The organism is Rhodococcus sp. 15-725-2-2b, from assembly GCF_002259075.1.
GTDB lineage: Bacteria > Actinomycetota > Actinomycetes > Mycobacteriales > Mycobacteriaceae > Rhodococcoides.
The window spans coordinates 405,845-432,063 of the sequence record NZ_NPFL01000019.1; the positions used below are offsets into that span (position 1 = coordinate 405,845).

Annotated in this window: 24 protein-coding genes; 13 read left to right on the forward strand and 11 right to left on the reverse strand. The window is 65.8% G+C overall.

Annotation, left to right across the window (positions count from 1 at the left end):
- Positions 1–13: 13 nt before the first annotated feature.
- The 4 genes from CH306_RS22535 to hemE are packed head-to-tail and all read right to left on the reverse strand — an operon-like array spanning position 14 to position 3,840.
- Positions 14–718, reverse strand: coding sequence for an HAD family hydrolase (locus tag CH306_RS22535; RefSeq protein ID WP_032397942.1), 705 nt, complete (start codon positions 716–718; stop codon positions 14–16).
- Entirely contained in the window at positions 715–1,410 is a 696-nt protein-coding gene (gene hemQ / locus CH306_RS22540; RefSeq protein WP_094647979.1) for a hydrogen peroxide-dependent heme synthase, read from the reverse strand. Before hemQ ends, CH306_RS22535 begins: the two co-directional genes overlap by 4 nt.
- A 4-nt stretch (positions 1,411–1,414) precedes the next feature.
- Complete coding sequence (locus tag CH306_RS22545; RefSeq protein WP_094647980.1) at positions 1,415–2,770, reverse strand: protoporphyrinogen oxidase; 1,356 nt, start codon at positions 2,768–2,770, stop codon at positions 1,415–1,417.
- Positions 2,767–3,840, reverse strand: coding sequence for a uroporphyrinogen decarboxylase (hemE, locus tag CH306_RS22550; RefSeq protein WP_045195375.1), 1,074 nt, complete (start codon positions 3,838–3,840; stop codon positions 2,767–2,769). Before hemE ends, CH306_RS22545 begins: the two co-directional genes overlap by 4 nt.
- Positions 3,841–3,965: 125 nt before the next feature.
- Between hemE and CH306_RS22555 the strand changes: the two genes are divergently transcribed.
- The 8 genes from CH306_RS22555 (at position 3,966) to CH306_RS22590 (ending at position 12,994) form a co-directional block, all read left to right on the forward strand.
- Positions 3,966–4,565 (forward strand): DUF3000 domain-containing protein, encoded by a 600-nt coding sequence (locus CH306_RS22555; protein WP_032397938.1) that lies wholly within the window; start codon positions 3,966–3,968, stop codon positions 4,563–4,565.
- A 40-nt stretch (positions 4,566–4,605) separates the two neighbouring features.
- Positions 4,606–5,886: an HRDC domain-containing protein gene (locus tag CH306_RS22560; RefSeq protein ID WP_094630061.1), complete on the forward strand. Its 1,281-nt coding sequence runs from the start codon at positions 4,606–4,608 to the stop codon at positions 5,884–5,886.
- Positions 5,887–5,958: 72 nt separating this feature from the next.
- Positions 5,959–7,185: a thiolase family protein gene (locus tag CH306_RS22565; protein ID WP_045195380.1), complete on the forward strand. Its 1,227-nt coding sequence runs from the start codon at positions 5,959–5,961 to the stop codon at positions 7,183–7,185.
- Positions 7,182–9,287 carry a 3-hydroxyacyl-CoA dehydrogenase NAD-binding domain-containing protein gene (locus CH306_RS22570; RefSeq protein ID WP_032397935.1) on the forward strand — a complete coding sequence of 702 codons (2,106 nt, stop codon included), beginning with the start codon at positions 7,182–7,184 and terminating at the stop codon, positions 9,285–9,287. The genes CH306_RS22565 and CH306_RS22570 overlap by 4 nt, the downstream gene beginning before the upstream one ends.
- 97 nt (positions 9,288–9,384) lie before the next feature.
- On the forward strand, positions 9,385–10,359 hold the full coding sequence (sigJ, locus tag CH306_RS22575) for an RNA polymerase sigma factor SigJ (protein ID WP_094647981.1): 975 nt from the start codon (positions 9,385–9,387) through the stop codon (positions 10,357–10,359).
- Positions 10,356–11,102, forward strand: a complete 747-nt coding sequence (locus tag CH306_RS22580) for an SDR family oxidoreductase (protein WP_094647982.1) — start codon at positions 10,356–10,358, stop codon at positions 11,100–11,102. Before sigJ ends, CH306_RS22580 begins: the two co-directional genes overlap by 4 nt.
- A gap of 223 nt (positions 11,103–11,325) precedes the next feature.
- Entirely contained in the window at positions 11,326–12,723 is a 1,398-nt protein-coding gene (locus CH306_RS22585) for a sugar porter family MFS transporter (RefSeq protein ID WP_094647983.1), read from the forward strand.
- Between the two features lies 1 nt (position 12,724).
- Positions 12,725–12,994: a YciI family protein gene (locus CH306_RS22590; RefSeq protein ID WP_032397932.1), complete on the forward strand. Its 270-nt coding sequence runs from the start codon at positions 12,725–12,727 to the stop codon at positions 12,992–12,994.
- Here CH306_RS22590 and CH306_RS22595 read toward each other — a convergent pair.
- Positions 12,964–14,337, reverse strand: a complete 1,374-nt coding sequence (locus tag CH306_RS22595) for a glycosyltransferase 87 family protein (RefSeq protein WP_094630065.1) — start codon at positions 14,335–14,337, stop codon at positions 12,964–12,966. The genes CH306_RS22590 and CH306_RS22595 overlap by 31 nt on opposite strands.
- Positions 14,338–14,509: 172 nt before the next feature.
- Between CH306_RS22595 and CH306_RS28820 the strand changes: the two genes are divergently transcribed.
- Complete coding sequence (locus CH306_RS28820; protein ID WP_143544573.1) at positions 14,510–14,692, forward strand: hypothetical protein; 183 nt, start codon at positions 14,510–14,512, stop codon at positions 14,690–14,692.
- Here the strand turns inward: CH306_RS28820 and dxs are convergent.
- A complete protein-coding gene (dxs, locus tag CH306_RS22600) occupies positions 14,679–16,559 on the reverse strand; it encodes a 1-deoxy-D-xylulose-5-phosphate synthase (protein WP_094647984.1) in 1,881 nt (626 codons plus the stop codon). The two genes, CH306_RS28820 and dxs, sit on opposite strands and share 14 nt — an antisense overlap.
- Before the next feature lie 179 nt (positions 16,560–16,738).
- Here dxs and glsA point away from each other — a divergent pair, with 179 nt between their 5' ends.
- On the forward strand, positions 16,739–18,565 hold the full coding sequence (glsA, locus tag CH306_RS22605; RefSeq protein WP_094630066.1) for a glutaminase A: 1,827 nt from the start codon (positions 16,739–16,741) through the stop codon (positions 18,563–18,565).
- 42 nt (positions 18,566–18,607) lie between these two features.
- On the opposite strand, the gene CH306_RS22610 is transcribed toward glsA, so the two are convergent.
- Both CH306_RS22610 and CH306_RS22615 read right to left on the reverse strand, forming a co-directional pair.
- Entirely contained in the window at positions 18,608–19,366 is a 759-nt protein-coding gene (locus tag CH306_RS22610) for an anti-sigma factor (RefSeq protein ID WP_094647985.1), read from the reverse strand.
- Complete coding sequence (locus tag CH306_RS22615; RefSeq protein ID WP_094630067.1) at positions 19,363–20,118, reverse strand: sigma-70 family RNA polymerase sigma factor; 756 nt, start codon at positions 20,116–20,118, stop codon at positions 19,363–19,365. Before CH306_RS22615 ends, CH306_RS22610 begins: the two co-directional genes overlap by 4 nt.
- A 180-nt stretch (positions 20,119–20,298) precedes the next feature.
- Between CH306_RS22615 and CH306_RS22620 the strand changes: the two genes are divergently transcribed.
- A complete protein-coding gene (locus CH306_RS22620; RefSeq protein WP_094647986.1) occupies positions 20,299–21,267 on the forward strand; it encodes an ATP-binding cassette domain-containing protein in 969 nt (322 codons plus the stop codon).
- Complete coding sequence (locus CH306_RS22625; RefSeq protein WP_094647987.1) at positions 21,264–22,103, forward strand: ABC transporter permease; 840 nt, start codon at positions 21,264–21,266, stop codon at positions 22,101–22,103. The genes CH306_RS22620 and CH306_RS22625 overlap by 4 nt, the downstream gene beginning before the upstream one ends.
- A 24-nt stretch (positions 22,104–22,127) precedes the next feature.
- On the opposite strand, the gene CH306_RS22630 is transcribed toward CH306_RS22625, so the two are convergent.
- On the reverse strand, positions 22,128–22,649 hold the full coding sequence (locus tag CH306_RS22630) for a CGNR zinc finger domain-containing protein (protein WP_032397925.1): 522 nt from the start codon (positions 22,647–22,649) through the stop codon (positions 22,128–22,130).
- 25 nt (positions 22,650–22,674) lie between these two features.
- On the opposite strand from CH306_RS22630, the gene CH306_RS29190 reads away from it, so the two are divergent.
- Positions 22,675–22,836, forward strand: a complete 162-nt coding sequence (locus tag CH306_RS29190; protein WP_176459288.1) for a hypothetical protein — start codon at positions 22,675–22,677, stop codon at positions 22,834–22,836.
- A gap of 16 nt (positions 22,837–22,852) precedes the next feature.
- On the opposite strand, the gene CH306_RS22635 is transcribed toward CH306_RS29190, so the two are convergent.
- Positions 22,853–24,124, reverse strand: coding sequence for a class I SAM-dependent RNA methyltransferase (locus CH306_RS22635; RefSeq protein WP_094647988.1), 1,272 nt, complete (start codon positions 24,122–24,124; stop codon positions 22,853–22,855).
- Positions 24,121–26,118 carry an APC family permease gene (locus CH306_RS22640; protein ID WP_045199809.1) on the reverse strand — a complete coding sequence of 666 codons (1,998 nt, stop codon included), beginning with the start codon at positions 26,116–26,118 and terminating at the stop codon, positions 24,121–24,123. Before CH306_RS22640 ends, CH306_RS22635 begins: the two co-directional genes overlap by 4 nt.
- Positions 26,119–26,219: the final 101 nt, after the last annotated feature.

Consider the following 26,219-nt stretch of genomic DNA (forward strand, 5'->3'; position numbering starts at 1 on the left):
CGAACCACCCCGGTCATCGAATTCCGAACGCGCTCAACGCTGCCAGCAGTGCATCCGGCCGCTGCGCCGTCGGCACCGGATCCACGAGAGCGAAGTTGCATCCGATCTCCCGCGCGGCACCGTCGGCCTCGTCGCTGTCGCCGACCATCAGCGTCCGCGACGGATCGACGCCCAGAGCGGCGACGGCGTGCCGAAAGATCTCGGGCTGCGGTTTGACGTGACCCACCTCGAACGAGAGCACGAATTCGTCGACGTACCGATCGAGACCGCGATCGACGAACGCAGGACGGATGTCGAAGGCGATGTTGCTCAACACTCCGACCCGAACCGACTCGTGCGCAAGCCTTTTCAGCACCGCTTCGGTGTCCGGATACGGCGTCCAGGAATCTGCGTCGATCACGCGTCCGTACACCGACTCGGCCTGCTGCGGGTCGCTGACCCCCGACTGTGCGAGCACGTGCAGGTACGCCTGTCGGTGCAGCGCCGGGTCGAGATCTCGGTTTCGCCAGGCGTGTCTGGTGGCGTCGTCGAACTCCACAGTCTCCCCGACCGGAGCAGTCATGCGCCGCATCAGCTCTGCAGCTCCCGCTCCGTCGACCGGAGTGCCGTCGGCGTCGTGGACGCCGTCGAACCACGAGGGCTCCTCCTCGAGCCTGAACAGCGTGCCCGAGAAGTCGAACAGGACGGCTTCGATCGCGGGTGTGCCCGTGGTCGTCACGGCAGAGATTCGACGAGCGCGTCCACCTCGACCCGAGGGCCGGTGAAGAACGGAGTCTCCTCGCGCACGTGACGCCTCGCCTCGGTGGCCCGCAGGTCACGCATCAGGTCGACGATGCGGTCGAGCTCGGGAGCCTCGAAGGCCAGAATCCACTCGTAGTCGCCGAGCGCGAACGACGGCACGGTGTTCGCCCGAACGTCCTTGTAGTCGCGTGCTGCCTTGCCGTGGTCGGCCAGCATCGTGCGACGCTCGTCGTCGGGCAGCAGGTACCAGTCGATCGAGCGGACGAACGGGTAGACGCAGATGTACGCGCCCGGATCCTCACCGGCGATGAAGGCCGGGACGTGGCTCTTGTTGAATTCGGCCGGACGGTGCAGCGCGGTGTTGCTCCACACCGGTGTGCTCGCCTTGCCCAGCGCGGTGGTGCGACGGAAATCGGAATACGTCGACTGCAGGTCCTCGATGCGCTCGGCGTGGGTCCACACCATGAAATCGGCGTCGGCGCGCATGCCGGCGATGTCGTAGACCCCGCGCACCGCGACACCCTTGTCCTCACGACCTTCGAAGAACACCTTCGCTTCCTTCGCGGCCGCGGCCCGATCCTCGCCCAGAACGCCGGGCGTGACCTTGTAGACCGAGAACATCAAGTAGCGAAGTGTCGAGTTGAGCGCTGAGTAATCGAGGCGTGCCATGGCCCTATCGTGCCACTTCGATCAGACGAGCGGCAGCGGTGGTGGCGGACGCAATACACGCCGGCACCCCGACGCCGCGCTGCCAGGCCCCGGTGACCTCGAGGCCGGGTAGGTCGGCGACCCCGGCCTCGATGGCGGCGACGCGATCGAGGTGACCCGGCGCGTACTGCGGCAGGCCCCCCGGCCAGCGCTGCACGGTCGCGGCGAGCGGCCTCACATCGATTCCGGCTACCGTCCGCAGATCGTTCGAGGCTGTCTCTATCGACTCCGCATCGGATCGGTCCGACGCCGTGGTGTCACCGAATCGGCCGAGCGAGGCCCGCAGCAGTACCGCGTCACGCTCACCGAGGTGTGGCCACTTGCGGCTCGACAGGGTGAATGCCTTGACGTCCAGGCCCGCGTCCGTGGCCACCAGGATTCCCGAATTCTGGGGTAGCTCCGTGGTCTTGGGGAACGCGAGCGCGACGACGACCGAGGATGCGAGTTCGATCTCCCGCGCGGCCTGCGACGCCGCGGGTGCCACCTCGGCGATGAGCCGACCGAGAACTGGGGCAGGGACCGCGAGCACCACTCCGTCGACGGATCCGACTCCGTCGACGAACCATCCGTCGGACTCGCGGCGGATCTCGCCGACGCCTGCTCCGAAGACCGTCCTGGCATCGGTCGCAGCGACGAGGGCATCGAGCAACACCGCATAGCCGTCGCGCAGTCCGCCGAACACCGGCCCCGGCGACGGGGTGGGCAGTGCTGCCTGCACTGCCTCGGTGAGGTTCGCCGCTCCGCCGTCCAATGCCGCAGCCAACGTAGGCAGTGCCGCGCGGACGCCGATGGAGCTCGACGAACCGGAGTACACGCCGCCGAGCAGCGGATCAACCGAACGGCTGACCACCTGGGAGCCGAATCTGGTGCCCACGAGTTCGGCCACGCTGACATCCGATCCCGCGGTCCAGGCGAAGGGCCGGGCGGTTTCGGTCTCGATGACGTGCAGGTCTTCGGGGTCCACCAGATCCCGAACGGAATCGGCGGACGACGGGATGCCCATCAGGGTGCCGGGCGGAAGCGGGTGTGTTCGACCGCCGGAGAAGACGAGCGGTCGCACCGGTGCCGGGTACACCAGCTGATCCGACAGACCGAGCTCGGCGAGCAGTGCCGGCACCTCGGGACGTCGACCGATGAAGGCCTCCGCACCGACGTCGAGGGAGTCCGTGCCGACCGCGGTGGTGCGCAGCGTGCCGCCGATGCGAGACGAGGACTCGACGAGAGTGATCTCGGCATCCGGCCCGCAGGACTGCCGAAGGCGATACGCCGCGACGAGGCCGGAGATTCCGCCGCCGACGACGGCATATCGCCGCACCGTCACAACGAATGCACCAGCGACACCACGCGCGTAAGAATGTCGGGATCGGTATCGGGAAGCACTCCGTGTCCGAGGTTGAACACATGTCCGCGCGCACCGGCCGCGACAGCGCGGTCTCCCTCGGCGGCGATGCGTCGAACTTCGGTCTCGACGGCGTCCCAACCGGCGAACAGCACCGCCGGATCGAGATTGCCCTGCAAGGCTTTGCCGTTGCCGACACGATGCACGGCGTCGTCGAGTGGAATCCGCCAGTCGACGCCGACCACATCGGCACCTGCCTCACCCATCGCCCCGAGCAACTCTCCGGTTCCGACGCCGAAGTGGATCTTCGGCACACCGGCCGAGGACACGGCCTCGAACACTCGCTGCGAGTGCGGCAGGACGTACTCGCGGTAGTCGGCGAGGGACAGCGCACCCGCCCAGGAGTCGAACACCTGCACGGCGTCGACGCCTGCGGCCAACTGAGCCTGCAGGAAGGTGATCGTCGTGGTGGCCAATGCGTCGAGCAGGGCGTGCCAGGTCGCCGGATCGGACCGCATGAGCGCTTTGGTCTTCTCGTGGTTGCGACTCGGGCCGCCTTCGACCAGATACGACGCGAGGGTGAACGGTGCACCCGCGAAACCGATGAGCGGCGTACCGGCGAGCTCGCGGGTGAGGATCCGCACCGCGTCGGCCACCGGCTCCACCTGATCGACGGTCAGGACCGGCAGAGCCGCGACGTCGGCAGCCGACCGCACCGGCTGCGCCACGACCGGTCCGGTGCCTGCGACGATGTCGAGATCGATACCGGCGGCCTTGAGCGGAACGACGATGTCCGAGAACAGGATTGCCGCGTCCACGTCATGACGGCGAACGGGTTGAAGAGTGATCTCGGCCACGAGATCGGGCCGGAAGCACGAATCCAACATGCCGATGCCTGCACGAATCTTGCGGTACTCGGGCAGCGACCTACCGGCCTGGCGCATGAACCACACCGGCCGACGCGAGGGAGTTCGACCCGCGATCGCGGCCAGGAACGGTGCGTCCGGGAGTTCCCGGCGGGCTGGGGCTGTGGCGTGCGGTTCGGCGTTCATCGGGTTCCATGCTGCCACGCGTCGGGAAAGCTCCCGCCACCAAGGGCGACACACCCACTTCGGTTGCATCACGGCTCGGCGCGCCTCCGCCTCGGGGCAACGTGACGCGTCTAACGTCCGGTGACGTGACCGAACCCCATTCCACCGCCGAACCTGCGCCGTTCCGCGCCGCCATCGACGCGATGCATCGGGCTCAGGTACACCCGGCGATCGAAATCGGTCCGATCCGGCCGCCGCAGCGTCTCGCCCCCTACAGCTACGCGATCGGTGCCGAGGTCAAGCATCCCGATTCCGAACAGGTCGACGAACAGAGCGACGGCGACGCCTTCGGCCGCCTCATTCTGCTGTATGACCCCGACGGTGCCGAGGCATGGAACGGCACCCTTCGACTGGTCGCATACATCCAGGCGGACGTCGACGAGTCCCTCGCCGACGATCCCCTGCTCCCCGAGGTCGGATGGAGTTGGCTGGTCGACGCGCTGGAGTCACGGTCGGAGCCGCTCAACGCACTCGGCGGCACGGTCACTTCGACCAGCTCGGTGCGCTACGGCGACATCGCCGGTCCACCCAAGGCCCACCAGCTCGAACTGCGCGCCTCGTGGACGGCCACGTCCGAGGACCTCTCGACGCACGTCGAGGCGTTCTGCGAGGTGCTCGCCTACGCGGCCGGTTTGCCGCCTGCGGGCATCACCACCCTCGGCCAGCGCAGTTCCAGCCGGACATAGTGGGCGGTTCTCGAACCCGCAGGGCCTAGAGTCACATCTCATGTCAGCCGAGAGTTCTCCCGAGACCACGCCGGACGACGAGGCGAACGCGCCTGTCGCCGTTCCGCTACTGGCCCCGGCTGACGGCGTACCCGACGTGGTCGACACGCCGGACGCCGTGCGCGCCGCTGCCGCTCTGCTCGCAGCAGGTCACGGCCCACTCGCCGTCGACGCCGAACGCGCCTCCGGCTTCCGCTACTCCCAGCGCGCCTACCTGCTGCAGTTCCGTCGCCGCGGCGCTGGCACGGTCCTGCTCGATCCGATCCCGGTCACCGGCGATCTCGCCCCGCTCGCCGAGGTGATCAACCCGCTCGAATGGGTATTGCACTCCGCCGATCAGGACCTACCCGGGCTCGGCGAACTCGGCCTGGTGCCTGCCACGCTGTACGACACCGAACTGGCAGGACGCCTCGCCGGATTCGATCGCGTGGGGCTCGGTGCCATCGTCGAACGCACCCTCGGACTGGCCCTGCAGAAAGGCCACGGGGCAGCCGACTGGTCCACCCGGCCGCTGCCCGACACCTGGCTGAACTATGCCGCGCTCGACGTCGAGGTTCTTCTCGAACTGCGCGACGCGATGGCCGAGGAGCTCGAACAGCAGGGCAAGACGGACTGGGCAGCGCAGGAATTCGCCCACATCCTCACGCTCGGGCCACCCAAACCCAAGACCGACAGATGGCGTCGGACGTCGGGGATCCATGCGATCAAATCTCCCCGCACCCTCGCTGCCGTTCGCGAATTGTGGACCACGCGAGACGAACTGGCAGCCAAGCGTGATGTGGCACCGAGCCGGGTACTGCCCGACTCGGCGATCGTGGCGGCGGCAACAGCGGACCCGAAATCCTCGCGGGAGCTCGAGCAACTGCCGGTCTTCGGCGGTCCCCGTCAGCGCAGATCGTCCCGATTGTGGGCCTCGGCTCTGACCCGTGCGCGGGCGCTTCCGACGTCCGAATTGCCCTCGATGGCAGCCTCGTTCGACGGCCCGCCTCCGGTCAATCGGTGGGCTCGCCGCGATCCCGACGCAGCGGCGCGACTCGCCGACGTACGAGCCGCGATGACCGAGCTCAGCGAATCGGTTGCGGTGCCGGTCGAGAATTTGTTGATGCCGGATCTGCTGCGCCGCCTGGTGTGGGATTGGCAGAATCCGGTCGATTCCGACGTGGACCCGGCCGAGCTGATCGAGGCCCGACTGGCCGACGGCGGGGCCCGACCCTGGCAGCGGACGCTGGTGGTGCCGGTACTGGCGAAGGCACTGGACCCTTCCCAAGTTACCGACGGGTAATACCGGCTACAGTAGTGGACGCGTCCGGGCACCCGGGCGAGTCGTCCGCATCTGTCGGGAGGATCGAAAAGCGTGTCTGTACCCGCGTCCACCAGCTCACAGAGGAATGTCGTCTTCGTCGACGGCATCCGTACCCCGTTCGGCAAGGCAGGCCCCAAGGGCATGTACGCCGACACTCGCGCAGACGACCTCGTCGTCAAGGCAATCCGCGAACTGCTTCGCAAGAACCCCAACCTCCCTCCCGAACGGATCGACGAGGTCGCGATCGCCGCGACTACGCAGACCGGTGACCAGGGCCTGACCATCGGACGTACGTCCGCACTGCTCGCCGGACTCCCCCGCAGCGTCCCCGGCTTCGCCATCGACCGCATGTGCGCAGGCGCGATGACCTCGGTGACCACCACCGGATCGGGCATCGGCTTCGGCCAGTACGACGTCGTCATCGCCGGTGGCGTCGAGCACATGGGCCGCCACCCGATGGGTGAAGGCGTCGACCCCAACCCGCGCTTCCTCGCCGACAAGCTCGTCGATCCCAGCGCGCTGGTCATGGGCAACACCGCCGAGAACCTGCACGACCGGTTCCCGAGCATCACCAAGGACCGCACCGACGCGTACGCCGTCGCCAGCCAGAACAAGTACGACGCCGCCAAGAAGGCCGGCTACATCGCCGACACCCTCGTGCCCGTCGCCACCAAGTCGGCCGCAGGCTGGGGCCTGGCCACCGAGGACGAGCCGCCTCGCCCCGGCACCACCATCGAAGACCTCGCCAAGCTCAAAACGCCGTTCCGGCCCGCAGGCCGCGTCACCGCAGGCAACGCCGCTGGACTCAACGACGGCGCAACCGCCGCGATTCTGGCCGGTGAGGACACCGCGCACGAGCTCGGCCTGAACATCGGAATGCGGATGGTCGGCTTCAGCTTCGCCGGCGTCGACCCGGCGGTTATGGGCATCGGACCGGTCCCCGCGACCGAAAAGCTGCTCGGCCGAACCGGATTGAGCATCGACGACATCGGCCTGTTCGAGATCAACGAGGCCTTCGCCATCCAGGTTCTCGCCTTCCTCGAGCACTACGGAATCGCCGACGACGACCCCCGCGTCAACCAGTGGGGCGGTGCCATCGCGTGCGGCCACCCCCTCGCGTCCTCGGGCGTTCGCCTGATGACGCAGCTGAGCCGCCAGTTCGCTCAGCAGCCCGACGTGCGCTACGGCCTGACGACCATGTGCATCGGTCTCGGCATGGGCGGCACCGTCATCTGGGAGAACCCCAACCACGCTGACTACTCGGGAGCAGCCAAATGAGTGATATCACCACAGCGTTCACCGACGAGGTAGTCACGAACGCATTCACCAAGATCGTCTCCGTACCGGGGCTCGAGGGCTCCATCGCCCTCGTCACGCTCGACAACGGCTTCGATCACACCAAGCCGTCGACCTTCGGTCCCGGCGGTCTGGCCAAGTTCGACGCCGCACTCGACGAGGCGTTCGCAGCGAACCCGGTGGCCATCGCCGTCACCGGCAAGCCGTTCATCTTCGCCGTCGGTGCCGACCTCAACGGTGTGCCGAACATCGAGACCAAGGACGAGGCGCTGCAGATCGGGCAGCTCGGGCACAAGGTGTTCCGTCGCCTGCGCGAGTCGACGATTCCGACGTTCGCCTTCATCAACGGTGCTGCACTCGGCGGCGGCCTCGAAGTGGGACTGCACTCGCACTACCGCACCGTCGCAGAGAACGCCGCTGCCCTCGGCCTGCCCGAGGCCTTCCTCGGCCTGGTCCCGGGATGGGGCGGAACCCAGTTGTTGCCCAACATCATCGGAGCCTCGAACGCCGTCACCGTCGTCATCGAGAACGCTCTCAACCAGAACCGCGTCCTCAAGCCGCAGCAGGCACTCGATCTCGGCATCGCCGACGCCCTCTTCGGCGGAGCCGACTTCCTCGAACAGTCCCTCGCGTGGGCTGCTCAGGTCGTCAAGGGCGAGATCGTTCCCGACCGTCCCGAGATCGACCGCGGACAGGCCTGGGACGACGCCATCGCCCGTGCCAGGGGCATCGTGGCCGGCAAGACCGGTAATTTCGCACCGGGCCCCGTCGCCGCAGTCGATCTGCTCGAGCTCGCCAAGAGCACCGACATCACCGACTCGGCCTCGCTCGACAAGGCCTTCGCGGCCGAGGACGAGGCGCTGTCGACGTTGCTGGTCAAGGACGAGCTCCGCGCCGGGCTGTACGCCTTCGATCTGGTGCAGAAGCGCGCGAAGCGTCCGGCCGGTGCACCCGACAAGTCGTTGGCGCGCAAGATCTCCGGCGTCGGCATCGTCGGTGCCGGCCTGATGGCCAGCCAGCTCGCCCTGCTGTTCGTGCGCCAGCTGAAGGTGCCGGTGATCCTCACCGACATCGATCAGGAGCGCATCGACAAGGGTGTCGGGTACGTCCACGGGGAGATCGACAAGCTGCTCGGCAAGAAGCGTCTGTCCCCCGATGCCGCGAATCGGTTGAAGGCGTTGGTGTCCGGCTCCATCGACAAGTCGGCGTTCGCGAACACCGATTTCGTCATCGAGGCCGTGTTCGAGAACCTCGACGTGAAGAAGAAGGTGTTCGCCGAGGTCGAGGAGTTCGTCTCTGCCGAAACGATCCTTGCTACCAACACGTCCTCGCTGTCGATCACCAAGATGGCTGCAGACCTGAAGCACCCCGAGCGCGTCGTGGGCTTCCACTTCTTCAACCCCGTTGCGGTCCTGCCACTGCTCGAGGTCGTCAAGGGTGAGAAGACCGACGACGCCACCCTGGCAACGGCATTCGCGACGGCCAAGACCCTCAAGAAGTCGGCCGTGTTGTCTGCGGATCTCCCCGGATTCGTCTTCAATCGTCTCGTCACACGTGCGTCCAACGAGATCATCAGCGCCATCGACGAGGGCACCCCGTTCGATGTCGCCGACGGCGCAGTGGGCGAACTCGGCATGCCGATGAGTCCGCTGACCCTGCTGGCTCTCGTCGGCCCGGCCGTGGCACTGCACACCGCGGAGACCCTCGCCGAGGCATACCCGGAGAGGTTCAAGGACTCGCCGGGATTCCGCGCTCTCGTCGAGGCGAAGAAGCCTGGTGTGTGGACCTACGGACCCGAGGGCCAGGTCGTCGATCCCGAGGTCGCCGCGCTGTGGCCGCAGGGCGATTCGCCCTCGACTGCCGAGCAGGTTCTCGACCGGACCCGTCGGGCATTCGCCGACGAAATCCGCATCATGCTCGACGAGGGAGTCGTAGCTGCAGCCGAGGACATCGATCTCTGCCTGCTGCTCGGCGGCGGCTTCGGCTTCTGGAACGGCGGCATCACCCCGTACCTGGACCGCAGCGGTGCCTCCGAGGCAGCGACCGGTCGGCGCTTCCTCGCGCCGGGTGTCGCCAGCGTCTAGTACGGCCCGCCGAGTTCGAGGTTACGGACGGATTTTCGCGTTTTTTCGTCCGTAACCTCGAACTCGGTATCGTCCGCTCGCGCTATGGTGCGATCCGATGAACAACGAACGCGGTCGGCTGATCGGGATCGCCTACCGGATGCTGGGCTCCTACAGCGACGCCGAGGACGCCGCATCCGAGGCTCTCGTTCGCTGGTACCGACTCACCGACGTCGAACGTGAAGCCATCGACGTTCCAGCGGCGTGGCTGACCCGCGTCGTGAGCCGCATCTGTCTCGACCTGCTCGGCTCTGCTCGCGCTCGCCGCGAGGACTACATCGGGCAGTGGCTGCCGGAACCCGTCCGCGGCCTCGACTCCGAGACTCCTGCCGCCGCGGACCCCGCCGACCGAGTTGCGCAGCAGGAATCGGTGACGCTGGCACTTCTCGTGGTACTCGAATCGCTCGGTCCGGCGCAACGAGTCGCATTCGTACTGCACGACGCGTTCGCCGTTCCGTTCGACGAGATCGCGACCGTTCTCGATCGATCCCCGGCTGCCTGCCGTCAACTCGCCTCTGCTGCACGAACTCACGTCCGTTCCCGTCGCCGCTCCGTTGCCGACCCCATCGAGCACGACCGCGTGGTGCGGGCTTTCGCGTCGGCCTCCGCAAGCGGGGACATCGCATCCCTGATCTCAGTGCTCGCACCCGACGTCACGTTGGTCAGCGACGGCGGCGGCCATGTATCCGCGGCCCGCAATGCCATCCTCGGATCCGATCGGGTGGCTCGCTTCGTTCGCGGCATCACTGCCAAGTCGATCGATCTCGACTGGTCGATAGAACCCGTCAACGGCCTGTCGGGCATCGTGATGCGGCGCGACGGCGCGGTGTTCGGCGTCATCGGGTTCGACGTCATCGGGTTCGACACCGCCGACTGCATGGTCGCGAGCGTCTGGATCGTGCTCAATCCGGACAAACTCCGGCACTGGGTCGCCACACACGACAGACATTCGCCTCGGCTGCGTCGTCAGAGAGTGGAGGGCCGCGCAGTGCGGTCCGCATCATCACTCGAGAATCAGGTGGAAACGCGATGAAGCTAGCCGTAGCCGGTGGAACCGGAACCGTGGGAGTGCACGTCGTCGAGGTTGCGCGGGAACGCGGACACGAGGTGGTAGTCCTGTCGCGGTCTGCCGGTGTGGATCTCGTCTCCGGATCGGGACTGCCCGACGCCCTGTCCGGCGTCGACGCGGTGATCGACGTCGCCTCGACGCAGACGATCTCGGCGAAGGAATCGACGGCGTTCTTCGCTGCCGTCACCCGTAACCTGCTGACGGCGGAAGGCGCGGCCGGAGTCCGGCACCACGTGGCGTTGTCCATCGTGGGGATAGACAAGGCCCCGTACGCGTACTACGCCGGAAAGGTGGAGCAGGAGCGCCTCGTTCGCGCTGGAGCCGTACCGTGGACGATCCTGCGAGCTACTCAGTTCCACGAGTTCGCCGCGCAGATCCGGTCGCAGACCTCGTTCGGTCCACTGACGGTCGTCCCGAGGATGGTCTCGCAACCGATCGCAGCCCGCGAGGTCGCCGAGCGACTGATCGACCTGGCGGAGCGGCCACCGGCAGGCCGAGTCGCCGATCTCGGTGGACCACGGGAAGAGCGCATGGCGAAGATGGTGCGGCGCTACGCACGAGCAATCGGTGCGCGCGGCCCGGTGCTCGAGGTGCCGCTTCCCGGCGCGTACGGCCGCGCGATGCGAGACGGAACGCTGGTCACCACACAGGATTCGGATCACGGTCTACAGACCTTCGATCAGTGGTCGGACGCCCAGGCGCGTTGAGTCGCATCTCGCCGAACTCGAAGTTGTGGACGATATTCCGGCCTTTTTCGTCCACAACTTCGAGCTCGACCGGTGGAATATCGGACAATTCGCCGTTTTCGGCGAGCCGTTTTCCACCCGCCGCGAATGCCGTGTCGATTTCGCTCCCATTGCGTCGGTGCGAGGACGATGATGGCGATCGACCACCAAGGACGCTGGTTCACCTCGAAAGCTGGGTCACGTGATGACGCAATCCACCGATCGACACACTGCCAAAGTCATCGGAGTCACCGTTGCCGCCGCTGTCGGCGGCTTCTTGTTCGGGTTCGATTCCTCCGTTGTCAACGGCGCAGTGGACTCCATTCAGGAGAACTTCGCCCTGTCGTCGTTCGTCACCGGCTTCGCCGTCGCCATCGCACTTCTCGGTTGTGCGGTCGGTGCCTGGTTCGCCGGCCGTCTCGCCGACACCTGGGGCCGGAAAAAGGTGATGCTGCTCGGTTCCGCGCTGTTCACCATCTCGTCGCTGGGGTCCGGGTTCGCGTTCAGCGTCCCGGATCTCATGCTCTGGCGTGTACTCGGCGGCCTTGGTATCGGTATCGCCTCGGTGATCGCGCCCGCGTACATCTCGGAGATTGCCCCGGCCCGCTACCGGGGTGGTTTGGCCTCGCTGCAACAGCTGGCGATCACCGTCGGAATCTTCGCCGCGCTGCTGTCGGACGCGGTGCTGCAGAACGCCGCGGGCGGACCGTCGAACGACCTGTGGTTCGGACTCGAAGCCTGGCGGTGGATGTTCTTGGTCGGCGTCGCACCGGCCCTCGTCTACGGCTTTCTCGCCACTCTGATTCCGGAGTCGCCCAGATATCTCGTCGGAAAGCACCTCGACGAAGAAGCGGCCCGCATTCTGGGAGACATCACCGGGGAAGTGGACCCGAACGAGAGGGTCAAGGAAATCCGGTTGACCCTGCGCCGGGAATCCAAGTCCTCGTTCGCCGATATCCGTGGACCGAAGTTCGGTCTGCAACCGATCGTCTGGGTCGGCATCACCATGGCGATTCTGCAGCAGTTCGTGGGAATCAACGCGATCTTCTATTACTCGACAACGTTGTGGAAGTCCGTCGGTTTCAGCGAGAATCAGTCGTTCGTCACCTCGGTGATCACCTCGGTCATCAATGTCTCGATGACATTCGTCGCCATCTTGTTCGTCGACCGATTCGGCCGACGAAATCTGCTCATGATCGGCTCGATCGGGATGTTCGTCGGTCTCGTACTGGCGGCCATCTCGTTCACTCAGGCCGTGGGCAGCGGCGACCAACTCGAATTGCCGTCGCCGTGGGGCCCGGTTGCTCTCGTCGGAGCCAACCTGTTCGTGGTCTTCTTCGCCGCGACCTGGGGTCCGATCATGTGGGTGATGCTCGGCGAGATGTTCCCCAACCGAATGCGCGCCGTCGCCCTCGGTATCAGTACCGCCGCGAACTGGATCGCCAACTTCGCCATCACACTGGCATTTCCGCCGTTGTCCGACACCATCGGACTCGGATTCATCTACTCGTTCTTCGCGTTCTTCGCGATCCTGTCTTTCTTCTTCGTCAAGTACAAGATCAAGGAGACCAAGGGAATGGAGCTCGAGGACATGGAGATCTGACATGCCGATGTTCGTCGTCCAATACACCTACACCCCCGAAACGTCCTCCGGGCGTGACGATCACCGAACCGATCACCGCGCGTGGCTGCGCGAACTCGAGCGCCGCAAGATCCTCCGATCGTCGAGCCCACTCGCCGATCACAGCGGTGCCACGATGATCGTCGAAGGCACCGACAAGGCAAGTGTGGAGCGAATGTTCGCACACGATCCCTTCGCCCTGGCCCATCTGATCGATCGCGTTCAGATCGAAGAACGTGTGGCCGGGACGTAGCAGGCCGTCGAGTCCTTGCGCAGTCCTACGGCCACCACCGCCAGAACGATCACGTAGACAACGCAATACGCGTTCCGTAGTCCGGCGTCGACGATCGGCGATACGGACTGCATGAACGTGCCGATCACCACAACATCGGCCTGTGTGCGATACCAGGCCACGAAAGGTGCAGTGGCGGCGAGCACTCCGAGGACACGCAGCGTGCGGCCGCGCCCGCTCGTTCGCGAACTCGTACACGCGTCGAGTCCGATCACCAGCAGCGGAACACACCACACCCAATGGTGGCCCCAGGAGAACGGCGAGACCATCGGGGCCGTGAGACCACACACCGTCATGGCCAGCAGTGTTCTACCCGCACGGTGAGCTCGGTACGACACCCACATCCCCGCAGCGAGGACGACCACCGCGGCCGGCAACCACACGATCACCGGCGGGTGCTCGGTTCCCCACGCCCGCGCCACCATTCCCCGAACCGACTGATTCGCGGGAGACGTGGTCGACCCCACTCGGTCCGAGGCGAGGATCGCCGAGGTCCAATAGCGCCACGCGTCGGAGGACACGACCACGAACCCGATCACCACCGTGACCAGACCGGTGCCGGCCGCCGTCCATGCCGCTCGCCACTGCCGCTGCACGATCGACATGACGATGAAGAGGCCGGGCGTCAGCTTCAGACCGGCCGCGATTCCGACGCCGACCCCCCGAAGCCGACTGCCCTCGGGCCGGCCGAGATCCCACAGCACCAACACGAGCAACAGCAGGTTGATCTGACCCAACCACAGCGACATGCGCACCGGCTCGAGCCACGAGCAGCCCAGTGCCAGAGCAGCACTTACCACTCTGGTCCGTGTGCAGTTCTCGTATCCGAGTCGTCGCCAACTCAGATGGACGACGACGTAGAGCAATACGACATTGGATATGTTCACCAGCAATCCGGCCGCGGTGTCGGACAGCAACCCCAGCGGAGCGAACAGCACAGCAGCGAACGGCGGATACGTGAACGGCAGTGTGCCGAACAGCGAGAACGAGTACAGCTCTTCGCTACTGAGCACGGTTGCACCGCCGTGTCGGTAGACGAGCGCGTCGACACCGTTGCCGAACAATCCGTACAAGGAGTCGAACGACAGCAGACGATCGTGTGCGGCGAACGCCACCACACCGATCACCGCCGTCATCGCCACGAACCACCGCGAATGCCGTCGCCCGGTCCCGTCGTTCCGGGAATCCGGTGCCGGTGTTCCATCCACGGATTCCATGGCCGCCCAGTCGGGGTCACCGTTGCGTGGAGTCGGATCGATTTCGCTGTCCGAGACGCCGGTTCTACCGTCGAAGACGAGGGTCATGAGCGAAACATGCCAGTCGTCCCGGTTTCGGCATCTACGACACACCAGTCACACAGGTCACATATTCGCAAAGAAAAACATCGAAGCCCGGAGACGACGCCGACGAACCTGCGGGCCGCAACGGCACGCGACGGTGCATTGCCGAGTTCGATTGCTCGGACTGTCGGCTACGGTGCCGGCATCCCGCGGGCCTTCGGTGTGCTGCGTCGTGCACTGGGCGACGCAACGGTGGGAACCGTCGGTTCTGTTCCTTCTCGTGATGACGGCTCCGAGAGCAGTCGCGGGCGCGGTGGCCGGACGACGCGCGTTCTACGGCGTCGACGTCCGGCGAGAGACCGTCGTCAGAGGCTCTTGACCCAGTGCGACACGCGCTGCACGACGTCCTCGCAGGTGAGGCCGAGTTCGTGGTGCAGCTGATCGCGCGATGCGTGGTCCAGGAATCGTTGTGGCACACCGAGATCGCGGCACGGGGTATCGACGCCTGCGCCACGCAGAGCCGCAGACAGTGTCGAACCGATGCCACCGTGCAGGCCACTGTCCTCGAGGGTGACCACGAGCCGGTAATCCTCGGCCAGCTTCAACAGCGACTGCGGGATCGGCAGCACCCACCTTGGGTCGACCACGGCAGCGGAGATGCCGTCGTGCTGCAGCTTCTCGGCTGCATCCATGGCCATCTGCCCGAACACTCCGACGGCCACGATCAGCACATCGCCCGTGGCACCGGACGGCTCGGTCAGCACGTCGACGATTCCGTCCAGTCTGCGCGTCGCGGGCACGGTTTCGGTCACCGCGCCCTTCGGGAAGCGCAGGGCAGTGGGTCCGTCGGACGTTGCGATGGCCTCTGCCAGTTCTTCTCGCAGGGTCTCGGCATCTCGCGGTGCCGCCACCTTCATACCGGGGACGATGCCGAGCAGAGACATGTCCCACACGCCGTTGTGGCTGGCACCGTCGGCCCCGGTGACACCGGCACGGTCCAGCACCACCGTGACCGGCAGTCCGAGCAACGCCACGTCCATCAGCAACTGATCGAACGCGCGATTGAGGAAGGTGGAGTAGATGGCGACCACGGGATGCATTCCGCCCAGCGCGAGCCCGGCCGCCGACGTCATCGCGTGCTGCTCGGCGATCCCGACGTCGAACAACCGATCGGGGAAGCGAACCCCGAACGCGGCGAGACCGGTGGGCGCGGCCATCGCTGCGGTGATCGCTACGACGTCCTCGTTCTGCTCGCCCTGCTCGATCAGTGCCGCAGAGAACACCGAGGTCCAGTCCGGAGCCGACTTGGACCGCGCCAGCCCCGTCAACGGATCGATGATCCCGGTGGCGTGCATCTGATCTGCGACGTCGTTCTCGGCGTGAACGTAGCCCATACCTTTGCGCGTCACCGCGTGGACGATGACCGGACCGCCGTATGCCTTGGCTCGGCGCAGCGCGGATTCCATTGCATGCTGGTCGTGACCGTCGACCGGACCCAGGTACTTGATGCCGAGATCGGTGAACATGACCTGCGGGCTGATGGCGTCCTTCACCCCGGCCTTCATACCGTGCAACATGGCGTAGGCAGTGGGACCGACGATCGGAATGCGACGAACGATGCGGCGACCGTTGTCCAGCACCTTCTCGTACCCGGGCTGAAGGCGAAGGGCCGCCAGATGATCGGCCAATCCCCCGATGGTCGGGGCGTACGAGCGACCGTTGTCGTTGACGACGATCACGAGGGATCGATCGCGGCCTGCGGCGATGTTGTTGAGCGCCTCCCAACACATGCCGCCGGTGAGCGCACCGTCACCGACGACAGCGACGACGTGCCGGTCGGTTTCGCCCTTGAGCGCGAAGGCTTTGGCAAGGCCGTCGGCGTAGGAGAGCGAGGCCGACGCGTGCGAGGACTCCACCCAGTCGTGCTCGCTCTCGACCCGTGACGGGTAGCCGGACAGGCCGCCCTGCTTACGGAGCGTGTCGAACAGACCCGTGCGTCCGGTCAGCATCTTGTGCACGTACGCCTGATGACCGGTGTCGAAGATGACCGGATCGTTCGGGGAGTCGAAGATGCGATGAATCGCCAACGTCAGTTCCACGACACCGAGATTGGGACCGAGGTGGCCGCCGGTAGCGGACACCTTCTCGACGAGAAACGCGCGGATCTCGCGAGCCAGTTCGGCCAGCTCCGCACTGCCGAGGTCGCGCAAGTCCTCGGGCGTCTGAATTCGAGCTAGGACACCCAACGAGATCGCTCCCTTCGGCCGGAAAACACAATGGAAATTTCAGTCTACGGAGTGACCGTGCCCTGCTGCTCCGCCCAGCGTCGTGACGCCGACAGTACCGTCGAACGTCGAGGTGCCCTGGGTCAGCCGCCCCTAACCTCGACGCTGCCGAATCGGACATCACACATACAGTGTGGCCCATGAGCAACGTGGTCGATGCCATCCTGCGCCGAGTTCACGAACTGTGCCGTGACGACACGTCCGGGCAGGTGGCGGACTACATCCCCGAACTCGCTGCCGTCACGCCGGACGGATTCGGTATCGCGCTGACGACCACGGACGGTTACGTCTACGAAGTCGGCGACACCGGACTCCCCTTCACGATCCAATCGATCTCCAAGCCGTTCACGTACGCATTGGCGCTGGCCGACCGGGGCCTGGACGTCGTGGCGAGCAAGATCGACATCGAACCGTCAGGGGAACCCTTCAACGAGATCAGCCTCGATCCCGTCACCGAGCGACCACGCAACCCGATGATCAACGCCGGTGCCATCACGTCGGCGTCGCTCATCGCCGGTCGCAGTGCCGAGGATCGATTCGAGCGCATTCGCGCCTCGTACTCGCGGTATGCGGGGAGGTCTCTGACGTTCAACGACGCCGTCTATCGGTCGGAGGCGCGCACCGGCAATCGCAACCGCGCCATCGGGTACATGCTCCGTTCGTTCGACATCATCGACCACGATCCCGATGCTGCCGTCGATCTGTACTTCCGCCAGTGCTCGATCGATGTCACCGCCGCCGACCTCGCCATGATGGCGGCCACCATGGCCAACAACGGCGTCAATCCCCGGACGCGGGAGCGTGCGCTCGCACCGGCCCTCGTCGAACGAGTGCTGTCGGTCATGACGACATGTGGGATGTACGACGGCGCAGGCGACTGGGTCGCGAGGGTCGGCCTGCCGGCCAAGAGCGGAGTCGGGGGCGGGATCCTCGCGGTTCTTCCGGGACAGATGGGCATCGCCGTCTACTCCCCGCGGCTCGACTCGCACGGCAACAGCGTGCGCGGAGTCGCCGCCTGTCGCGAACTCTCGACACGCCTCGAACTGCACTTTCTGCATGTCACTCGTGCGGCGAAGTCCTCGATCCGGCGTCGCTACGTGGTGACCGAGGCTCCGTCGCGCAAGCGGCGTTCCGACACCGAACAGGCCACTCTGGCCGCCGTGGGCGAACGCGCCCGCGTGTACGAACTGCACGGCGATCTGCTGTTCTCCGGTGCCGAGACCGCCGTTCGTGAGATCGGCGACCTGGATCGGGAACTCGATGCGCTCGTCATCGACGTGCGCGGCGTCGACGAGGTCAGTGCGATCGCCCGCACCATGTTCGAGGACCTTCGTCGGGATCTCGCCGAACACGGCTGCGTGGTGGCTCTGGTCGACCCGAGAGCGATCATGGGGCACACGACCTCGAGCCTCGACCCGTCCGATCCGGCCGGTCGGGTGTACTCGAGCCTCGGTTCGGCCGTTCAATGGGCAGAGAACCTGCTGCTGGATCGTCACTGCGCAGGCGCGCGACAGCCGGCCGTCGTCGCTATCGCAGAGCACCCGCTGCTTGCCGGGCTCTCGGCCGAACAGTTCGAGGCGGTGACGCCCTACCTGGAGAAGCGGCACTACGCGCGTGGCGACGTGATCGTTCGTCACGGTGCCCCGGCGGCAGGCCTGTTCCTGATGCTGCGCGGCGAGGTGACCTCGACGGCCGTCGCCGCCGACGGTGGCAAGCACCGCATCACGACTCTCTCCCCCGGCATGAGCTTCGGCGAGATGCCGTTGCTGATGTCGGTGCCCTTCTTGCTCGACATGGTCGCCGAGACACCGGTCGACCTCGTGGTGGTGTCGGTGGAGCACTTCCAGGCACTCACACGCGACGCACCGGAGGTCAAGCTGGCGCTGCTGGAGAATCTCGCCACCGGCGCCTACGGCCAGATGGCAGCGGTGATCAGAACGCTCGGGCGGTTCGACATCGGCATCTGACCGAATGTCGAACCGCCCGAGGCGACTGTTCTCGTGCTGTGCTCAAGCACCCAACGTGAGCATCGTGAGCACCTCGGTGGGCTGGGCCGACCCGCCTGCGGGTTCCAGCGAGAACGCGAAGTTGGTCGAGGAACCGAGACCGTCGACCACCGTTCCGGACTCCGAGGTCAGCTGATCCTCGGTCACGACGCCGGCCGAGCGAGGTGAGCCGTCCACGAACCACATCTGGTACACGCGACCGGGCGGCGGCTGTGGGACTCCGTCGAGATCGACGACGACCGCGTTCTGGGAAAGCGAGTACGACACGGTGGCCGAGCCGCCACCGGGGAACTCCGCCGACACCTGACGTGAGTCGGGCGCGGCCACGATCTGCTCCGCCTGAGACGGCTGCGCATCGTTGCCCATCGTCTGGCTGACGACCACCACTCCGCCGACGGCGACGACCACCGCGGCCGCAGCCGAGACCATCGAGTACCGCCAGGCCTTCGAGCGCTCCCGCCGATGCCGGTGCAGTGGTGTGACGTTCGGTGGCAACTGGTGGACCGTGGGCTCCTGGTCGCTGACCGCGACCCGATCGAGCACCGAACGACGCAGCCGGTCGGGTGCGGGTGTCGCATCCGCCGCGGCCGCCAGGGCCAGCGTCTCGTGGATCTCGCTCACGAGAATGTCGAACTGGGCTCGCGCGGCGTCGTCGACGCGTAGGCGCTCGGCCTCGATGTCGCGTCGCTCGGCGTCGGTGGTCGCGTGGAGGGCGTAGACCTCCGCGTCGTCGAGTAGTCGCTGCCGTGACGAGTCGCTCATTGCGGGATCACCCCCAGACATGTTTTCAACTTGATCAATCCATCTCGTATGCGCGATTTGATGGTGGGAACCGCGACCCCGAGCCGCTCCGCAACTTCGCGATAGGTGTAACCGCTGTAGTAAGCCATTCGTACCGACTCGCTCTGCGTATCGGTCAGAGTTTCGAGACAGGCCACGACGGCCTCGGACTCGAGCCGCTGCGTCACCGTCTCGAGTACCTCGTCGTGCTCCGGTGTGTGGCTGACTGCGCCGTACGCGGCCTCACGATCGGTACCCGATTGCTCGCTCCGGACACGATCGACCGCGCGACGGTGCGCCAGAGTCATGATCCACGCCAGTGGACTGCCCTGGTTCGGGTCGTAATTGGGTGCCGCGCGCCAGATCTGGAGGAACACCTCCTGCGCTGTCTCCTCGCTGTACCCCGGGTCTCGAAGCACCCGCAGCACCATTCCGTAGACCCGCGACGACGTCGCGTCGTACAGCTCGGCGAACGCCGCCCGGTCGCCTTGGGCAACCGACGCCATCAACCGTCGCAGACGATCGGTTTCGTCGGCACGCAGGTTCTTGAGCTGTGGACTGGGAACAGCGCACACCGCGTCCTGTGCCGCGTAGCTATCCGAGGCATCGGGCGTCGTCCGGTCACGGCCGGCATTCGACGTTCCCGACGCATCCGACATCGGCGCGCTCATCGGAAGGTCGTCCCAACAGACGGGTTCATGATCGAGTTCATCGATCACGACACTAGTGGTCATATCGCTCTCATATCGAAACCTCCGCGTTTTCCCGCCGCAGTACATATTCGGAACAAACCGACCGGAGGATGGTTCGGGACGAAAATTCGTTTGCGCAGATGTGGACCGCATTTCATCCTTGGTGGAGAATCGGACAATCGCGGGGAATCGGGCGGCGGCCCATCGGAGGAATCGAGAGACATGGCGGCGATCGAGACACACGGTCTGGTCAAACGTTTCGGAACGAACACCGCGGTCGACGGAGTCGACCTCTCCATCCCCTCCGGTGGTGTCTACGGCGTGCTCGGGCCGAACGGGGCGGGGAAGACGACGACCATCCGGATGCTGGCCACGCTGCTTCCGATCGACGGAGGCAGCGCCCGGGTGCTCGGTCACGACGTCGCGAGCGAACCGGAGGCCGTACGCCAAAAAGTCGCTCTGACAGGGCAATTCGCGTCTCTGGACGAGGATCTCACCGGTACGGAGAACCTGGTGCTGCTCGCCCGGTTGCTCGGCTACTCCCGTCCCGCCGCCCGATCACGAGCCGAGCAGCTGCTGACGGCATTCGACATCGCCGATGCCGGACCGCGACAGGTCAAGACGTACTCCGGCGGCATGCGCCGTCGCATCGACATCGCCGCCAGCATCATCGTCACTCCCGAACTGATCTTCCTCGACGAGCCCACCACCGGACTCGACCCTCGCAGCCGAAACCACGTGTGGGAGATCGTCCGCGCCTTGGTCGCAGGCGGGACGACTGTGTTGCTGACCACACAGTATCTGGACGAGGCCGATCAATTGGCCGGGCGTGTCGCAGTCATCGATCGCGGCAAGGTCATCGCCGAGGGAACGACGGGCGAGCTGAAGGCGTCGGTGGGATCGAATTCACTGCACCTGCGAGTTCTCGAGGCGTCCCAGCGGTCGGCCGCCGCAGGGATCCTGCGAGATCTACTCGGCAGCAACGTCACCGAGGACCCGGATCCGTCCACCGTCACCGCACGGTTGAGCAACCCGGCGCAGGCCGCACCGGTCCTGCCTGCACTCGAGACCGCAGGCATCTCGATCGCGTCGTTCACGCTGGGACAGCCGAGCTTGGACGAGGTGTTTCTCGCTCTCACCGGGCACGACGCCGGTGCCACAGTCGAATCCGACCGGGAGGTTGCATCATGACCACCGAAGCCCAGCAGACGGCGCCACAGGCGTCGACGATCATCGATGTACTCGGTGCCGCCGGGCCTCGCCCGCCTCGTCCGTCGTCGTTGTCGACGTCGTTGAGCTTCGGATGGCGAGCGCTGCTCAAGATCAAGCACGTTCCCGAGCAATTGTTCGACGTGACGGCCTTTCCCATCATGTTCACGTTGCTCTTCACGTACCTGTTCGGCGGCGCACTGGCCGGGTCGACCGAGGCGTACATCCAGTTCCTGCTCCCCGGCATTCTCGTGCAGACCGTGGTGATGATCACCATGTACACCGGAGTGACGATGAACAAGGACATCGAGAAGGGCGTCTTCGATCGATTCCGTTCGCTGCCCATCTGGCGGCCGTCGCCGTTGGTCGGTGCCCTGCTCGGCGACGTCGTGCGCTACACGCTGGCTTCGGTGATCGTGCTGATCCTCGGATTGATCCTCGGTTTCCGGCCGCAGGGTGGTCTTGTCGGTGTGGTCGCGTCGATCGCTCTGCTGCTGCTGTTCTCGTTCTGCCTCTCCTGGATCTGGACCATGCTCGCGATGATCGTCCGTACCGAGGCTGCGGTGATGGGGGTGTCGATGTTCATCCTGTTTCCGCTCACGTTCGCGAGCAACATCTTCGTCGACCCCAGCACGATGCCCGGTTGGCTGCGCGCGTTCGTCGACGTCAACCCGGTCAGCTTTCTGGTCACGTCGCTGCGTGGACTGATGCAGGGCGATGTCGACACGGGCGGGCTTGGAGTGACGCTGATGCTGTGCGCGGCAATGCTGGCGGTGTTCGGGCCGATCACGATGCGCCTGTACAACCGAAAGTCCTGACGAACGCGCTGCGCTGCGCCTCGATCACGAGGCCGCGCGTGCTCGATGCCTGCGTACTGCGTCGCGATTGGAGCACACCGTTCCGCAGTACCGCTGCCTGCCCGTTCTCGAGGTGTCGGCGAAGGCGAGTGTGCAGTCTGCGGCGGCGCAGCGAGCGAGGCGAGACATCCCGCGTCCGGTCAGATGCAACGCGGTGCCGACGCTCACCAGGGCCCTGATGACCCCGCCGAGTTCGATGTTGGGGTCGCGATAGTGCATGTGCCAGCCGTCGTCGGCATGGTTGGTCAACCGTGGGTAGGCCGACGCCTGTGCCAGTAGAGCATTGAGCTCGTCGGCCCGATCGGTTTCGGTGCTCGCGTCCACCACCCGCGCCCAGTCACGCAGGAACTGGAGGGTGTCGACCAGATCGGCATCCGTGGCGATCCAGTCCGGTACAAGGCCGGCGTCCACGCAGCGTTCGCCCAGCTCGGTCGCCGACGTGGGCGGCGAATTGAGCAGGTCGATACCGAGTTTCACGGCATACTCGCCGTAAGGGTTGATGTGCACAAGACCATTACATCACGATGGACGCATGCACACCGAACACACCACACACACCTGGACCACCCACTCCACCCACGACACGAGCGAGGGGCTCGTCGGATACCAGGGCTGCCGGTGCGGTGCTCAGCGCATCGTGTCCGTTCCCATGCACACCTTCGCCCCGGTCGCCGAAGTTGCACACCGGATCTGATCGATTGCCGCAGCCCTCACCGACGAACGAAACGACCGATGCACTCGACGTGGCTGGTCGACGGAAAGGCGTCGAAAGCGCGCATGTCGTCGAGCTCGTATCCAGCAGCCCGATACAAGCTCACATCCCGTGCGAACGAGGCCGGATCGCATCCGATGTGCACCACCGAACACGGAGACCGGACGGCGACGGCATCGACGACGTCCCGTCCTGCTCCCGCGCGAGGTGGATCGAGCACCGCTACCGACACCGGATCGGTCAACGCATCGATCGAGCGCTCGACCCGACCCGGCACGAACGTGACCTGCGGCAGATCCCGCAGCGCCGAACGGCCGTCCTCGGCTGCCCGACGGGAGAACTCGACACTGGTGACCCGGCCGCTCGGACCCACCCGATCGGCCAGGGCGGCGGCGAACACCCCGACGCCTCCGTACAGATCCCACGCACCGTCACCCGACGTGGCGTCCGCCCATTCCCGCACCACATCGGTGTACACCTGCGGCGCGCCGCGGTGAGCCTGCCAGAACCCGGTGGCGTCGAGGGTCCATGCCCTGCTCGAGACGTATTCGGTCACCCGACCCGATCCGATCACGGCCTTCTCGGGCCGGGAGCGAGACGACGCTGCCCGACGCGCCGACGCTCCACGACGCCCCGGCGATCGGCGTCCGGTGGGCGAGAGTTGCGCCGGCGCGATCTCCACCACATGCCGCTCCCCGTCCCCGTCGAGCACCACCTGCAGCTCGGCACCCGGCCGCCACTGCTGATCCGACAGTCCCACGAACGCGGCAGAATCCATTTGGGGACAGGTGAGTTCGGTGACGATCGAGCTACTGCGATAGCGGTGATAGCCGGGCCTACCGCCGGCATCGACGGCGAGTCGCACTCGGGTTCGCCACCCGGTGCCGTCGCCGGACCCCGGTAGTTCCTCCACCTGCACCTCACGCTCGATTCCGGCGACGCGGCGAAGTTGTTCGGCGACGACGAACGACTTCAGTCGCCGCCCGGCATCGGCAGTGGCGTGGGAGTAGTCGCAGCAGCCCGAGCCGCCCGGTCCGGCAATGGGACAGCGCGCGTCCACTCGGTCCGGCGAGGCCGACAGAATCTCGACGGCATCGGCACGACAGAACGACCCGCCTCGATCTTCGGTCACCTTGGCCAGGACCCGTTCACCGGGCAATCCGTGACGCACGAACATCACCCGGCCGTCGTGGCGGGCCACGCAGAATCCTCCGTGCCCCGGCGCGCCCAGTTCGACCTCCAGCAGCAGCCCGAACCAGCTCTCGCTCACTTGCCCGCCGGAGGCTCGTAGCCGCGACGCGACGCACCGGGCGCATTGCCGAGCACCTCACGCTTGGCCTTCTCGGACGACCGCAGCTGCCACGGCACGCTCGTGACCATCACGCCCGGCTGGAACAGCAGGCGAGACTTCAGTCGCAACGCGCTCTGATTGTGCAGAACCTGCTCCCACCAGTGACCGACCACGTACTCGGGAATGAAGACCGTGACGACGTCCCGAGGCGAGTCGCGGCGAACCCGTTTCACGTAGTCCAGGACCGGTTTGGTGACTTCTCGGTAGGGCGACTCGACGACCTTGAGCGGCACCGAGACGTCACTGGCTTCCCACTCCCGAACCAGTGCGCGAGTATCGGCTTCGTCGACGTTGACGGTCACGGCCTCGAGGGTGTCGGGCCTGGTTGCTCGGGCGTACGCCAACGCGCGCAGGGTCGGCATGTGCAGCTTCGAGACCAACACGATCGAGTGTGTGCGGCTGGGCAGAACTCCGTCCCATTCCTCGTTCTCGAGCTCCCGCGCCACGGTGTCGTAATGCTTTCTGATCATGCGCATCAGGACGAAGATCGCCACCATCGCCACGATCGCGATCCACGCGCCGGCGGCGAACTTGGTGATCAACACGATGACCAGCACCGTTCCGGTCATGCCGAGACCGACTCCGTTGACCACCCGTGAGCGGTGCATGCGCCGCCGTTGCTCGGGATCGGTCTCGGTGGCCAACAGCCGCGTCCAGTGCCGAACCATCCCGGTCTGACTGAGGGTGAACGAGACGAACACCCCGACGATGTAGAGCTGAATGAGCTTGGTTACCTCGGCACCGAACGCGACGACGAAGACGATCGCAGCTCCGGACAGAAAAAGGATGCCGTTGCTGAAGGCAAGACGGTCGCCACGAGTGTGCAGCTGCCTCGGCAGGTACCGGTCCTGGGCCAGAACCGAACCGAGAACGGGGAAGCCGTTGAACGCGGTGTTGGCCGCAAGTACCAGGATGAGGGCCGTGACGGTCGTGATGAAGAAGAATCCAGCGGGGAATCCGCTGAACACCGCCTCCGCGAGCTGCGCGATCAACGTCTTCTGCTGGTACCCCTCCGGCGCGCCGACCAGCTGAATATCGGGATCCAGGGCGTACTTGATGCCGATCTTCTGTGCGAGCACGATGATGCCCATCAGCAATGTGATGCCGATGGCTCCGAGCAGCAACAAGGTGGTCGCGGCGTTACGCGACTTCGGCTTCTCGAATGCGGGTACCCCGTTGCTGATGGCCTCCACCCCGGTCAGCGCCGCACAACCGGAAGAGAAGGCGCGCGCGATGAGGAACGCGAATGCGATGCCGTACAGGTGCGAATCCTCGGCCTTCAGATCGAAGGTTGCCGATTCTGCATGAATGTCGTCGCCGAGAACGTAGACCCTGAACAGGCCGTACGCCAACATCAGGAACATGCCACCCATGAAGGCATACGTCGGGATCGCGAACGCAGCCCCGGACTCGCGGATGCCCCGAAGATTGACGGAGGTGACCAGGACGATGGCCACCACGGCGAACAGCACCTTGTGCTGGGCCACGAACGGAACCGCTGATCCGATGTTCGACGCCGCCGCCGAGATCGACACCGCCACGGTCAACACGTAGTCGACCAACAGTGCGCTACCGACCGTCAATCCGGCCGCGGGGCCCAGGTTTGTGGTCGCGACCTCGTAGTCGCCGCCGCCGGACGGATAAGCGTGCACGTTCTGTCGATAGCTGGCCACGACGACGGCCATCACCACGCAGACGGCGAGACCGATCCACGGGGTGAAGGCGACTGCCGAGATGCCCGCCACCGACAGCACCAGGAAAATCTCTTCCGGTGCATAGGCAACCGACGACATGGCGTCCGAGGCGAACACCGGCAACGCGATCCGCTTGGGAAGCAACGTATGACCGAGCTTGTCACTGCGGAACGGCTTACCGAGCACTAGCCGCTTGGCGGCAGTCGAGACCTTGGACACGCACAGAAGCGTAGGCCGTCCGCCTGCGGACGTCTCAACCACGCGCCCGAAACGGTGTCGGAGCGCACCCTCGGTCGATCCGTCGACGAATCCCCGATACG

Bases quoted from the DNA above. Each gene is read 5' to 3' on its own strand.
- CH306_RS22625 (WP_094647987.1), top strand. From the start codon at position 21,264: ATGACCACCGAAGCCCAGCAGACGGCGCCACAGGCGTCGACGATCATC.
- CH306_RS22585 (WP_094647983.1), top strand. From the start codon at position 11,326: ATGACGCAATCCACCGATCGACACACTGCCAAAGTCATCGGAGTCACC.
- CH306_RS22580 (WP_094647982.1), top strand. From the start codon at position 10,356: ATGAAGCTAGCCGTAGCCGGTGGAACCGGAACCGTGGGAGTGCACGTC.
- CH306_RS22610 (WP_094647985.1), bottom strand. From the start codon at position 19,366: ATGAGCGACTCGTCACGGCAGCGACTACTCGACGACGCGGAGGTCTAC.
- CH306_RS29190 (WP_176459288.1), top strand. From the start codon at position 22,675: ATGCACACCGAACACACCACACACACCTGGACCACCCACTCCACCCAC.
- CH306_RS22560 (WP_094630061.1), top strand. From the start codon at position 4,606: ATGTCAGCCGAGAGTTCTCCCGAGACCACGCCGGACGACGAGGCGAAC.
- hemQ (WP_094647979.1), bottom strand. From the start codon at position 1,410: ATGGCACGCCTCGATTACTCAGCGCTCAACTCGACACTTCGCTACTTG.
- CH306_RS22590 (WP_032397932.1), top strand. From the start codon at position 12,725: ATGCCGATGTTCGTCGTCCAATACACCTACACCCCCGAAACGTCCTCC.
- hemE (WP_045195375.1), bottom strand. From the start codon at position 3,840: ATGAACGCCGAACCGCACGCCACAGCCCCAGCCCGCCGGGAACTCCCG.
- CH306_RS22595 (WP_094630065.1), bottom strand. From the start codon at position 14,337: ATGACCCTCGTCTTCGACGGTAGAACCGGCGTCTCGGACAGCGAAATC.
- CH306_RS22620 (WP_094647986.1), top strand. From the start codon at position 20,299: ATGGCGGCGATCGAGACACACGGTCTGGTCAAACGTTTCGGAACGAAC.
- CH306_RS22570 (WP_032397935.1), top strand. From the start codon at position 7,182: ATGAGTGATATCACCACAGCGTTCACCGACGAGGTAGTCACGAACGCA.
- glsA (WP_094630066.1), top strand. From the start codon at position 16,739: ATGAGCAACGTGGTCGATGCCATCCTGCGCCGAGTTCACGAACTGTGC.
- sigJ (WP_094647981.1), top strand. From the start codon at position 9,385: ATGAACAACGAACGCGGTCGGCTGATCGGGATCGCCTACCGGATGCTG.
- CH306_RS22615 (WP_094630067.1), bottom strand. From the start codon at position 20,118: ATGACCACTAGTGTCGTGATCGATGAACTCGATCATGAACCCGTCTGT.